Here is a 13101-nt window from a genome sequence, read left to right as displayed (position 1 = left end):
TTAGCTTTCAAAGGAAATCAACACTAAATCTAATAACGATTTTCCAGAGTTTTACACGGCAGGAGACGTCTCGGCAAGTTTTCTGTATAATTCGGTTTTGCGCCTATAGGAAATACTATGCGTTTACTCCAAAAAGCACTCACTTTTGATGACGTGCTGCTCGTTCCGGCATACTCGAACATCCTCCCTAAAGATACCTCTCTTGCGACCAATTTGACTCGCAATATCAAACTGAATATTCCTCTGGTGTCGGCTGCCATGGATACAGTGACGGAAGCCAGATTGGCAATTGCTATGGCTCAGGAAGGTGGTATTGGCATCATCCATAAAAATCTCACTGCAAAAGAGCAGGCGAGAGAAGTAGCCAAGGTCAAACGATTTGAGTCCGGTGTGCTGCGTGATCCGATCACGATTCCGCCAGATATGAAAATACGTGATGTCATCGCCTTGTCTCAGCAGCACGGAATTAGCGGTTTTCCTGTCGTAGAGGGTAAGTCAGTCGTAGGTATTATTACCAACCGTGATTTGCGATTCGAAGAAGAACTTTACGCTGAGGCTCGCGCCAAGATGACGCCTCGCGAAAAACTCGTATTCGTTAAAGAAGGTGCCGATCTGGCTGAGGCTAAACGTCTCATGAATAAGCACCGCCTGGAGCGTGTACTGGTCGTTGATGATGCGTTTGAATTGCGCGGTCTGATTACTGTAAAAGATATTCAGAAATCAACAGAACATCCGTTTGCATCTAAGGACGACCAAGGTAAATTGCGTGTCGGTGCTGCCGTCGGCGTCGGCCCTGATAATGATGAGAGAATTGATTTGCTAGCCAAAGCTGGTGTTGACGTGATCGTAGTCGATACCGCACACGGCCATTCAAAGGGCGTTTTAGATCGCGTTCGCTGGGTAAAAACAAAGTATCCGCACATCGAAGTCATTGGTGGCAATGTTGCGACTGCTGCCGCAGCCCTGGCCTTGGTTGAGCACGGTGCTGATGCAGTCAAAGTGGGTATTGGCCCCGGCTCCATCTGTACAACCCGTATTGTTGCCGGTGTGGGCGTTCCGCAGATCACAGCTATCGCCAATGTTGCCAATGCCTTAAAAGGCACGGGTGTACCTTGTATCGCTGATGGCGGCGTACGTTTCTCTGGCGATGTATCCAAAGCTCTGGCTGCCGGTGCATCGACGGTCATGATGGGAAGTATGTTTGCAGGTACAGAAGAAGCGCCTGGCGAAGTTATTTTATTCCAAGGTCGTAGCTACAAGTCGTATCGCGGTATGGGAAGTCTGGGAGCAATGGCAGATGGATCTGCCGACCGTTATTTTCAGGATGCTTCTAATAATGCAGATAAACTGGTGCCAGAGGGTATTGAAGGACGCGTCGCTTATAAGGGTAGCGTTCTGGCAATTCTGTATCAGTTGGTCGGTGGTGTGCGCTCCTCTATGGGGTATTGTGGTTGTGCATCAATTGATGATCTGCATACCAAAGCTGAATTTGTTGAAATTACCTCGGCCGGCATGAGGGAGTCACATGTGCATGACGTCCAGATCACGAAGGAAGCACCTAACTACCGTGCTGACTGATAGACGTGACTAGGGTGCTTAATCGGGTGTTTAAGGTCATTGCAAGGAGTGCGGTATGGCAAGTCAGCTAGATCGTTCTAGCCCCGCGACCTTTATTCCATTGGGTGGTAACACTGGCGATTTGCTTGCCGAGACTAATCAGGCGAAAATCGCCCGGTTTGAGCGGTTGGCCATCAAGTTGTTTGGTGTTTCAAACTGTCTGATTCATTTGGGTGACCTGGCGACCAGATTTGAGTCTGGTGAGCGCTCCATGGCGGCAATTGAGGCCATGTTTTGCTCTAGTCTCGTATTGGCAGAAGACCTCTTTATCGTCGACGACACGACAAAACATCACGAAATTGCGACGCATCCTTTGGTCACAGGGGCGCCCTATATCCGATTTTATGTGGCCTATCCGATCACCGATCAGGCTGGAGCAGTCGTTGGAAATATTGCATTGCTCGATTACGAGGCACATCCATTCGAAGATGAATCCCGCTTGTTACTAGCGGATCTGGCTATATTGATTGAGCGTGAAATTGCCTCGGGTATTTTGTATCAGGCACATCAGGAATTAACCAGGCAACATCGTAGTCTCAAGCGTGAGTCTTTGATCGATCCGATATTAGGCACTTGGAATAAAGCCGCAATCAGCCGTTCTCTTCAAATCGAAATGGATCGATGCAGCAAGTCAGAAAAGCCGCTCGCACTGATTTTTGCCACTTTGGATCAGATCGGACAGATTCGCGATCTGCATGGTATTGCGTTTAGTGATATTGCGATGGTCAGAGTAGTCAGTCGCATTCGTTCTTGCGTCAGGCCGTTTGATGCTTTAGGGCGCTTTGGCAATGACATTTTTCTGATCGTTTTGCCCGGAGCCTCCTTGCTGGTTGCTACCGCTGTCGCCGAGCGCATACGTATTAGTGTGATGTCGCATCCTGATCAGATTGAGGGTGAGCTGATCCAACTCACAATCAGTGCGGGAATCGTATCTACAGATATGTATCCAAATGCTGAGCCAGAAATATTAATTAGTCTTGCTGAGAAAGCATTACTGTCAGCGAAAAATGCTGGTAACAATCACGTCGCGCAAGCAAGTTTTGCCCAGCCCGACATTATTATTTGACTGAAAAATTTACTCCCATGCACTCAAAAATTCTCATTCTTGATTTCGGTTCCCAGGTAACGCAACTGATTGCACGTCGTGTACGTGACTCTGGCGTTTTTTCTGAAGTTCACCCTTACGATGTCAGCGACGAATTTATTCGCAACTACGGTGCAGCCGGGATTATTTTGTCAGGTGGCCCGAATAGTGTAACTGAAGGGGATACGCCACGCGCACCAATGGCGGTTTTTGATGCGGGCGTTCCTGTTTTTGGTATCTGTTACGGCATGCAGACGATGGCCGAGCAGCTAGGCGGCAAAGTGGAAAACGGCCTTGTACGTGAGTTTGGCTACGCCGAAGTCCGCGCCCGCAGTCATGCCGCTTTACTGAATGGCATCAATGATTTCGTCACGCCGGAAGGTCATGGCATGCTCAAGGTATGGATGAGCCATGGCGATAAAGTAAATGAAATGCCCGCAGGCTTTAAATTAATGGCGTCAACGGATAATTGCCCGATCGCGGCAATGGCTGATGAAGAACGTCGTTACTATGCGGTGCAATTCCATCCGGAAGTTACGCATACCTTGCAAGGTGAGGCCATTATCTCTCGCTTTGTTCATGAAATCTGCGGTTGCAAATCCGACTGGAACATGCCGGATTACATCTCGGAAGCAGTCGAATCGATTCGTCAGCAAGTTGGTACAGATGAGGTTATTCTGGGTCTGTCTGGCGGCGTTGACAGTAGTGTTGCTGCTGCTCTGATTCATCGCGCCATTGGCGATCAATTGACTTGTGTCTTCGTCGATCATGGCCTGCTGCGCCTTGATGAAGGAAAAATGGTGATGGAAATGTTCGCCAATAACCTCGGCGTTAAAGTCATTCATGTCGATGCAACTGCCCAGTTCATGGGGCATCTCGCCGGCGTCACAGACCCGGAAGCTAAACGTAAAATTATCGGACGTGAATTTGTCGAGGTCTTTCAGGTCGAATCTGCCAAGTTGAAAAATGCCAAATGGCTGGCACAAGGAACCATATATCCTGACGTTATTGAAAGTGCTGGCAAAGGTAAAAAAGGATCGCATACCATCAAGAGCCATCACAACGTCGGTGGTTTGCCAGATACATTAAATTTGAAGTTGCTTGAACCTCTGCGTGAACTGTTTAAAGATGAGGTGCGTAAATTAGGCGTCGCGCTTGGTTTGCCACATAGCATGGTGTATCGTCATCCGTTTCCTGGACCTGGTCTTGGTGTCAGGATTTTGGGTGAAGTGAAAAAAGAATTTGCAGATTTGCTGCGTCGAGCGGATGCGATTTTTATCGAAGAGCTACGCAATACACAAGTTACCGGCTTGACGGGTGACGAAGCAATGTCCTGGTACGATGCAACCAGCCAGGCATTCGCTGTATTTTTGCCAGTGAAATCGGTCGGCGTCATGGGCGATGGACGTACTTATGAATATGTGGTCGCGCTGCGTGCTGTGCAGACACAAGATTTCATGACGGCACACTGGGCACATTTGCCGCACGAATTGCTGGGCAAGGTCTCTAACCGCATTATTAATGAAGTACGCGGCATTAACCGTGTTGTCTACGATATCTCTGGTAAGCCACCAGCCACGATCGAGTGGGAATAATTCATCAAGAATGAACGAGTAATTTTGTGACATATAGCGTTAAAGAAATTTTCTATACTCTGCAGGGCGAAGGTAATCATGCCGGTCGCCCTGCCGTATTTTGTCGCTTTGCTGGCTGTAATTTGTGGACGGGCAGGGAAGCGGATCGTGCTACTGCGATTTGTCAGTTTTGCGATACCGATTTTGTTGGCACCGACGGCGAGCGTGGCGGCAAGTTCAGGCAGGCTACTGAGTTAGCGGAGACAATCAACCGTTTGTGGCCACAAGATTATGCTGCAAGTAAATATGTGGTGTTCACTGGCGGTGAGCCTTTGCTTCAATTGGACGCTGAGCTGATTGTCGCGATGCATGCTGTAGGCTTTGAAATTGCGATTGAAACCAATGGTACTTTGCCTGTGCCTGACGGCGTTGACTGGATCTGCGTGAGTCCTAAAATGGGTTCTGAGCTGGTTGTTCGCAAGGGCAATGAGCTCAAAGTCGTGATTCCGCAACTAGGTCAAAATATGCAGGCCTATGCTGCGCTGGATTTTCAGCACTATTTTGTGCAAGCGATGGATGGTCCGCAACAAGCAAAGAACCTGCAAATCGCTGTAGATTTTTGCAAAAAGCATCCGCACTGGAAGCTGAGTCTGCAAACACATAAGCTTCTTCAAATACCGTAATTTTCGTCATTTTCGTTTAGGTTTTACATGCTTACCATTACAAGAAAAGTGGAATTCGATACTGGTCATCGTATTCCAGATCACAACAGTCAATGCCGTAATTTGCATGGGCATCGCTATACCTTGCTTATTACCTTGACTGGTGATGTGGTGGAAAAAGATGGCGAATCCGATAACGGTATGATCATGGATTTCGGTGACATCAAAGCTCTGGCAAATCAATATCTGGTAGATCTGTGGGATCATGCTTTTATCGTCTATGAAAAAGATACGGCGGTCAGAAATTTTTTAGAAAGTATGCCAAACCATAAAACGGTTGTGATTGATCGTGTACCGACAGTCGAGAATCTGGCCAAGATCGCGTTTGATATGCTGAAAGATGTTTACCATGACCGCTATGGCCGCGCTTTATCGCTAACCAAGGTTACTTTGTACGAGACGCCTAATTGCTGGGCAGAGATTGACGGCTAATTTATTAGTCGTGCAAAGAATGCGTTTTCACCTCGTCTAATCCCAGAGTTAATTAATGAAAACCGATGTTGATTTCATGCAAATCGCTCTCCAGCAGGCACAGCTTGCCTGGGATCTGGGCGAAGTGCCGGTTGGGGCTGTTCTGGTCAAGGATGGCGAAGTCATTGCCTGTGGCTATAATCAGCCGATAGATAAACATGATCCAACCGCTCATGCAGAGATTATGGCGTTGCGGGCCGGCGCTGAAATTCTGGGAAATTACCGCCTTCCCGGTTGCGCGTTATATGTGACTCTGGAGCCGTGCATGATGTGTGCCGGAGCGATGATGCATGCGCGCCTGTCTAAGGTCGTATATGGTGCCAGTGACCCGAAAACGGGTGTCTGTGGCTCTGTCCTGAATTTGTTTGAACAAGACAAACTCAATCATCACACCGCAGTTACCGGTGGCGTGATGTCAGAAGAGTGCAGCACTTTATTAAAACATTTTTTTGCCAGCAGACGAGCGGCGCAAAAAAAAACTGTGGCGATCGATCTCTAGCTGTTTCAATCTTGGAGGAGTCATTTTGCATATGCCGGGCAAATGGGTGACATTATCACTAATCATTTCATTCAGGATTATTCATGACGATTGATTTTCCTATCCCAGATTCACCAATACGTGAGCCAGGTATTGCTATTGTCGGTGTCAGCGGCGGTGCGATTGATGATGCAGCCGTAGAGCGAGGACTACAGGCGCTGAAAAAATCAGGGTTTCGCGTACATAATTTCTATCAGCCAGATCAAAAGTTTCAGCGCTTCGCCGCGACAGATGCTGAAAGGGTTGCTCAGCTCCATGCCGCAGCAGATCATCCAGACGTCAACATCGTGATGGCATTACGCGGCAGTTATGGACTTTCGCGTTTATTGCCACTTTTGGATTACAAAAAATTAGCGAACAGTGGCAAATGTTTTGTAGGTCATAGCGACTTTACCGCCTTACAAATGGCTTTGCTCGCTTATGCGAACAAAGCGAGCGTCTCAGGCCCTATGCTGTGTGATGACTTTACCAGAGAGGACCTGAGTGAGCTTACCTTGGCAAGTTTTGTCGATTGCGTCAGGCAACAGCGACATACGGTGAAATTTGATTCCGCAGATGCCGATAATGCCTTCGTTAGCGGAGTACTCTGGGGTGGAAATCTGGCTATGCTGACGCATCTGACGGGAACCTCTTATTTTCCGCAAATTGAACAAGGTATTTTGTTTGTGGAGGATATTGCTGAGCATCCATATCGGGTAGAGCGCATGATGTTGCAGCTACATTTTGCCGGAGTTTTGGCGAGGCAAAAAGCGATCATTTTTGGGAATTTCTCTGCGTATAAATTAGCGCCGCATGACAATGGCTACAATTTTGATGAAATGATCCGCTATCTACGTTCTGTTATTTCTGTTCCTGTCATTACCGGGCTGCCTTTTGGGCATGTCAAAGATAAGGTATCAATCGTTGTTGGTAGTCAGGCGACGTTGACTTCGCATCGGGGAGCAGTTGAACTGGTTATGGATTATCAGTTTTAAAGCCAGCTTCGGATTCAACAATATCAAAAAAAAGCCGTCAAATTTGACGGCTTTTTTGTTTTACAGTTTGCAGAGTTTAATCTGCTGCATAAATATCATTGTCTTTGGTTTCTTTAATGAACAAGGTACCGATCACAAAAGTTGCCAGAGCGATGATGATTGGATACCACAGACCGTAGTAAATATCACCTTTAAACGCAACCAGTGCAAACGCCGTTGTCGGCAACAGGCCACCGAACCAGCCATTGCCGATGTGATACGGCAAGGACATGGATGTGTAGCGAATGCGTGTTGGAAACATTTCTACCAGCATCGCTGCGATAGGTCCATACACCATGGTCACATACAAGACAAGAATCGTCAGCAATAACAACACCATAGGCTTGTCGATTTGCGTTGGATCGGCTTTGGCAGGGTAACCGGCAGCTTTAATCGCATCAGCGAATTCTTTGGAGAATGCTTTATCTTTTGCTGTCGCCTCTTCTTTTGGCAAGCCTGTAGAGCTATACGATTGAATTACTTTATCTCCGACCTTAACAGACGCTGTCGTGCCAGGAGGGGCGATTTCATTTGAATAGTTGACTGAGGCTGATGCCAGCTTCGCTTTGACGATATCGCAGGAAGAAGTAAATTTCTTTGTGCCTGTCGGATTGAACTGGAATTGGCAATCGGCTGGATCTGCAGTGACAATCACGGGTGCGTTTTTCAAAGCGGTTTCCAACGCTGGATTGGCGTAGTGCGTCAATGCGCTAAAAATCGGGAAGTAAGTCAATGCGGCAATCAGACAGCCTGCAAGAATAATTGGCTTACGACCAATTTTGTCAGACAGGGAACCAAATACCAAGAAGAAAGGCGTGCCAATGACCAGCGATGCCGCGATCAATAAGTTGGCGGTAGGGCCATCTACTTTCAGTGTTTGCTGCAGGAAGAACAGTGCATAGAACTGACCTGTGTACCAGACAACTGCCTGACCTGCGGTTAAACCGACCAGAGCCAGAATAACGATTTTCAGGTTTTTCCATTGACCGAAAGATTCTGTCAAAGGTGCTTTAGATGTTTTGCCTTCTGCCTTCATTTTTGCAAAAGCTGGGGATTCATTCATGGATAAGCGTATCCATACTGAAATTGCCAGCAAGAATACGGATACCAGGAAAGGAACGCGCCAGCCCCAAGCCGAAAATTCCTCTTCGCCAATTGCTGTACGCGTACCCAGAATCACCATCAGTGATAAGAATAAACCTAATGTCGCCGTTGTCTGAATCCATGCCGTGAACGCACCGCGTTTGCCGTGAGGCGCATGCTCAGCAACATAAGTTGCAGCACCACCATATTCACCGCCAAGTGCCAGACCCTGCAAGATCCGCAATGACACAAGAATAATCGGTGCGGCAATACCAATGGAGGCATAGTTTGGTAATAAGCCGACACAGAACGTCGAACCACCCATGATCAGGATCGTGACGAGGAAAGTATATTTACGGCCAATCATGTCACCCAGACGCCCAAACACCAATGCGCCGAAAGGACGAACAATGAAGCCCGCTGCAAAAGCCAATAACGCAAAAATAAATGCCGTATTTGGATCGGTACCTGCGAAAAACTGTTTTGCAATGATGGCTGCGAGTGAGCCATACAGATAAAAGTCGTACCATTCAAATACAGTACCCAGTGAAGATGCGAAAATAACTTTGCGCTCTTCAGCCGTCATACCGCCTGACGCTGCTTGTGCTGTCGCCATGCTTGTCTCCTATTATGTTTTAAAGTTGTAGGCAAACTTGAGCCCGAAATAGCCAGACTTAGTTTTTGCGCAAGTTGAGTTTGCAAGCTGAAACTTACGGCATGCTTTCTTGAAACTTACAGAAACTTACGTTTGCTGTTGTTTACTGTTTATTTGCCCAAAAACATCATAAAAATTACTTTATTTTTTTGCGAACGGTCGTACTAAAAATATGCTATTCTCATATTCAGTTATTTTAAAAGGGTAGCCAGGCATCTTTTTTATTTGCCTGAAAACGCCGTTGATTCAGTATTGCCAAGCTCGTTGTAATCGTCACTTCATTCAAAAATTATTAAACTAAATCTATTAGGAGACTCACATGTCTGATGCTGTCATCGTATCCACCGCACGTACCGGCCTCGCAAAATCCTGGAAAGGCGCCTTCAATATGACTCATGGCGCCACCATGGGCGGTCATGTATTGAGCGCAGCGATAGAGCGCGCGAAGATTGATGCGGCAGAAGTAGAAGATGTGATCATGGGTTGCGCAACGCCTGAAGGCGCAACGGGTAGCAATATTGCACGCCAGATCGCCTTACGTGGCGGATGTCCGGTAACAACGGCAGGAATGACGGTAAATCGTTTTTGCTCTTCTGGTTTACAAACGATTGCTCTGGCAGCACAACGTATTATTGCTGGCGAAGGTGATATCTACGCCGCTGGTGGTGTTGAGTCCATCTCTTGCGTGCAAAATGAAGCAAATACACACATGATCGTTGATCCGTGGTTGAAGCAACATAAACCAGAAGTGTACTGGCCAATGCTGCAAACTGCCGAAACCGTCGCCAAGCGTTATAACATTGCACGCGATCGCCAGGACGAATATGGTGTGCAAAGCCAGTTGCGCGCCGCCGCTGCCCAGGCAGCAGGTTTGTTCAATGCTGAAATCGTCCCGATGACGACCATCATGGGCGTTGCCGATAAGGCGACAGGTATGCTGATCAGTAAAGAAGTGACGATTTCCGCAGACGAAGGCATTCGTCCTGACACGACATTAGAAGCCGTCTCAAAAATCCGCTCCGCAGTACCTGGTGGCGTGATTTCTGCCGGTAATGCAAGTCAATTCTCTGATGGTGCCTCCGTTGCGATTTTAATGAATAGCAAAGTCGCCGAAGCGAAAGGCTTGCAGCCACTCGGCATTTTCCGTGGCTTCGCAATTGCCGGTTGTGAGCCAGATGAAATGGGCATCGGCCCGGTCTATGCAATTCCAAAATTACTGAAAAAAGCCGGTCTCAAAGTGGAAGATATCGGCCTGTGGGAATTGAACGAAGCGTTTGCCGTGCAAGTATTATATTGCGCAGACAAACTGGGTATCCCGATGGATAAATTGAATGTCAATGGTGGTGCAATTGCCGTGGGTCATCCTTATGGCGTATCCGGTGCGCGTCTGACTGGGCATGCCTTAATCGAGGGTAAGCGTCGCGGTGCAAAATTTGTGGTCGTCACTATGTGTATCGGCGGCGGTCAAGGTGCGGCTGGCTTGTTTGAAGTGGTGTAATTCGCTAAACGACTGATTAGCTTGAGTGATGAACCTCACTGCGACCCTGTGAGATAGAAATAAAGATGAGCAAGACGGAAAATGCCTGTCTTGCTTTTTTTAAAAGCATGAACGATTGATCGTCCTGCCAACGCCCAACATCTGACCCGCTATGCAATCAAAAATCATCCCCCGCCGTGACCTCGATTTTTTGCTGTATGAATGGCTGAATGTCGAATCTTTAAACCAGCGCGAACGTTTTGCTGATCACACTCGCGAAACTTTCAACGCTGCGCTTGATACCTGCGAACAGATCGCTACTGAATTGTTTGCGCCGCATAACAAAAAAAATGACCAGAACGAGCCGCATTTTGATGGCGAGGTCGTGCATATTATTCCTGAAGTAAAGACAGCATTGAGTGCTTTTTGTGACGCTGGTCTGATGGCGGCCGGGCAGGATTTTGAGCTGGGCGGCATGCAGTTGCCATGCGTCGTCGAAAAAGCGGGATTTGCGTACTTTAAAGGCGCAAACGTCGGCACTTCTTCTTACCCGTTTCTGACGATCGGCAATGCCAATACACTGATGAAATGTGGTACGCCGGAACAGATAGAACTTTTCGCCAAGCCAATGCTGGAGGGGCGCTACTTTGGCACCATGTGTCTGTCTGAGCCGCAAGCGGGTTCCAGCCTGTCTGATATCGTGACACGCGCCGAGCCTCAAGAGGATGGCAGCTACAGGCTGACGGGTAACAAGATGTGGATTTCTGCCGGTGAGCATGAGTTGTCCGAAAACATCGTGCATCTGGTACTTGCAAAAGTCCCGGACGAAAACGGCAAACTGATTCCGGGTGTCAAAGGTATTTCACTGTTCATCGTACCGAAAAAACTGGTGAACAAAGATGGCTCTCTCGGCGAACGTAATGATGTTGTGCTGGCCGGGCTCAACCATAAAATGGGCTATCGTGGCACGACTAATTGCCTGCTGAATTTCGGTGAGGGCAAGTTCAAGCCGCAAGGCAAAGCCGGGGCAATCGGCTATCTGGTCGGTACTCTGCATAAGGGACTGGCAAATATGTTCCATATGATGAATGAGGCGCGGATTGGTGTTGGTCTGGGTGCCGTTATGCTCGGCTACACCGGTTATCTGCATTCACTGGACTACGCCCGAAATCGTCCGCAAGGCCGTAATCCGCAAGCCAAAGATCCTGCGACAGCGCAATTGCCGATTATTCAGCACACCGACGTTAAGCGCATGCTGCTTGCGCAAAAAGCTTATGTCGAAGGTGGTCTGGCACTGAATTTGTACTGTGCACGACTGGTCGATGAAGAGCGTAGCGCCCCGGCACCGGAAGCAAGAGCGCATGCCTTGTTGCTGCTCGACATACTTACCCCGATTGCTAAATCCTGGCCATCTCAGTGGTGTCTAGAAGCGAATAGCCTAGCGATCCAGATCCACGGTGGCTATGGCTATACCCGTGAATATAATGTTGAACAATTCTATCGTGACAATCGTCTGAATCCGATTCACGAGGGCACACATGGTATTCAGGGACTTGATCTGCTGGGACGTAAAGTTGTCATGCAAGATGGCGCTGCATTTAAGGCTCTGGGGGCTGAGATACAAGCCACAATCAGCCGCGCTGCCGCACAACCGGCTTTGTCTGATTATGCGCAAGCTTTGTCGCTGGCCTTACGCCGGATTGCGATGGTGACGCAACAATTGTATGGCGCTGGTGACCTGAACAAAACACTCGCAAACGCGTCCCTCTATCTGGAGGCTTTTGGTCATACCGTTGTTGCCTGGACCTGGCTGGAACAAGCTTTATTGTCTACCGGCAAAGAAGCCCATCACGACGCCAATTTTTATGCTGGCAAACTGCAGGCGTGCAAGTATTTCTTCCAATGGGAATTACCGAAGGTACATCAGCAGCTAGATCTGCTGGCGAGTCTGGATACGACCACCCTGGATATGCAGGACGACTGGTTCTGATATTGAGGGATCTATTGAGTTACATTTTTTGTACATCACACACTTTATAAAAATAATCGGAGACAAATATGAGTACAGCTGCACGCACGACACAACAATTATTCGATCTTAAAGGCAAGACTGCACTGATCACTGGCGGTTCCCGTGGTCTTGGCCTGCAAATGGCTGAGGCTCTTGGTGAACAAGGCGCTAAAGTCATTGTATCCTCGCGCAAGCAGTCCGATCTTGATGAGGCGGTTGCCCACCTTACCGCCCGTGGGATTGATGCCACCGCTATCGCCGCCGATCTGGGTAAGGACGGCAGTGTCAAACCGCTGGTCGATGAAGCACTTGCGCGTCTGGGTCACATCGATATCCTGATCAACAATGCGGGTGCAACCTGGGGTTCGCCTGCGGAAGATCATCCTGCTGAAGCCTGGGATAAGGTCATGAACCTGAATATCCGCAGCATCTTTTTATTGTCGCAAGAAGTGGGCAAGCGTTCGATGATTCCTCGCAAACATGGCCGCATCATCAACATCGCATCAATTGCAGGCCTCTCCGGCAATGCTCCCGGCACCATGCAAACCATTGCCTACAATACGTCTAAAGCAGCTGTCATCAATTTCACCCGTACTCTGGCAGGCGAGTGGGGTGTATATGGCATTACGGTCAATGCGATAGCACCAGGGTTCTTCCCGTCCAAAATGACCAAGGGCATACTCGAACATCTGGGTGAGGAAAAACTCGCAAAAGAAGCGCCGTTACAACGTATCGGCGATGATGAGGATCTGAAAGGTGTTGCCCTGCTGTTCGCCTCCGATGCCGGCAAACATATTACCGGCCAGACTCTCGCTGTCGATGGCGGTGTCTCCGCTGTGTAATGCATTGCAGCACA

The 13101-nt window shown here is 48.4% G+C and carries 11 protein-coding genes; 10 read left to right on the top strand and 1 reads right to left on the bottom strand.

What is annotated here, in order from left to right; genetic code table 11:
* Nucleotides 1-117: 117 nt before the first annotated feature.
* The 7 genes from guaB (at nucleotide 118) to ldcA (ending at nucleotide 6980) form a co-directional block, all read left to right on the top strand.
* The gene (gene guaB / locus ACO0K4_RS12040; RefSeq protein ID WP_422956865.1) at nucleotides 118-1578 is read left to right on the top strand and encodes an IMP dehydrogenase; all 1461 of its coding nucleotides are present in this window, start codon (nucleotides 118-120) and stop codon (nucleotides 1576-1578) included.
* Between the two features lie 55 nt (nucleotides 1579-1633).
* Nucleotides 1634-2683: a GGDEF domain-containing protein gene (locus ACO0K4_RS12035; protein ID WP_422956864.1), complete on the top strand. Its 1050-nt coding sequence runs from the start codon at nucleotides 1634-1636 to the stop codon at nucleotides 2681-2683.
* 17 nt (nucleotides 2684-2700) lie between these two features.
* Nucleotides 2701-4296, top strand: a complete 1596-nt coding sequence (gene guaA, locus ACO0K4_RS12030) for a glutamine-hydrolyzing GMP synthase (protein WP_422956863.1) — start codon at nucleotides 2701-2703, stop codon at nucleotides 4294-4296.
* 26 nt (nucleotides 4297-4322) lie between these two features.
* Nucleotides 4323-4958 (top strand): 7-carboxy-7-deazaguanine synthase, encoded by a 636-nt coding sequence (queE, locus tag ACO0K4_RS12025; protein WP_422956862.1) that lies wholly within the window; start codon nucleotides 4323-4325, stop codon nucleotides 4956-4958.
* A 27-nt stretch (nucleotides 4959-4985) separates the two neighbouring features.
* Nucleotides 4986-5429 (top strand): 6-carboxytetrahydropterin synthase QueD, encoded by a 444-nt coding sequence (gene queD / locus ACO0K4_RS12020; protein WP_422956861.1) that lies wholly within the window; start codon nucleotides 4986-4988, stop codon nucleotides 5427-5429.
* A 55-nt stretch (nucleotides 5430-5484) separates the two neighbouring features.
* The gene (gene tadA, locus ACO0K4_RS12015) at nucleotides 5485-5967 is read left to right on the top strand and encodes a tRNA adenosine(34) deaminase TadA (RefSeq protein WP_422956860.1); all 483 of its coding nucleotides are present in this window, start codon (nucleotides 5485-5487) and stop codon (nucleotides 5965-5967) included.
* Nucleotides 5968-6050: 83 nt separating this feature from the next.
* On the top strand, nucleotides 6051-6980 hold the full coding sequence (gene ldcA / locus ACO0K4_RS12010; RefSeq protein ID WP_422956859.1) for a muramoyltetrapeptide carboxypeptidase: 930 nt from the start codon (nucleotides 6051-6053) through the stop codon (nucleotides 6978-6980).
* A gap of 76 nt (nucleotides 6981-7056) precedes the next feature.
* On the opposite strand, the gene ACO0K4_RS12005 is transcribed toward ldcA, so the two are convergent.
* On the bottom strand, nucleotides 7057-8718 hold the full coding sequence (locus ACO0K4_RS12005) for an MFS transporter (RefSeq protein ID WP_422956858.1): 1662 nt from the start codon (nucleotides 8716-8718) through the stop codon (nucleotides 7057-7059).
* Nucleotides 8719-9076: 358 nt separating this feature from the next.
* Between ACO0K4_RS12005 and ACO0K4_RS12000 the strand changes: the two genes are divergently transcribed.
* From ACO0K4_RS12000 to ACO0K4_RS11990, 3 genes are all read left to right on the top strand, one after another.
* Complete coding sequence (locus ACO0K4_RS12000; protein ID WP_422956857.1) at nucleotides 9077-10255, top strand: acetyl-CoA C-acyltransferase; 1179 nt, start codon at nucleotides 9077-9079, stop codon at nucleotides 10253-10255.
* A gap of 151 nt (nucleotides 10256-10406) precedes the next feature.
* Nucleotides 10407-12224 (top strand): acyl-CoA dehydrogenase, encoded by a 1818-nt coding sequence (locus tag ACO0K4_RS11995; RefSeq protein WP_422956856.1) that lies wholly within the window; start codon nucleotides 10407-10409, stop codon nucleotides 12222-12224.
* A 68-nt stretch (nucleotides 12225-12292) separates the two neighbouring features.
* On the top strand, nucleotides 12293-13087 hold the full coding sequence (locus tag ACO0K4_RS11990; RefSeq protein WP_422956855.1) for an SDR family oxidoreductase: 795 nt from the start codon (nucleotides 12293-12295) through the stop codon (nucleotides 13085-13087).
* Nucleotides 13088-13101: the final 14 nt, after the last annotated feature.

This window comes from Undibacterium sp. RuTC16W (genome assembly GCF_049339445.1).
Classification (GTDB): Bacteria; Pseudomonadota; Gammaproteobacteria; order Burkholderiales; family Burkholderiaceae_D; genus Undibacterium.
The sequence above is the reverse complement of the archived record's forward strand: the minus strand, read 5'-3'. Positions and strand labels throughout refer to the sequence as shown.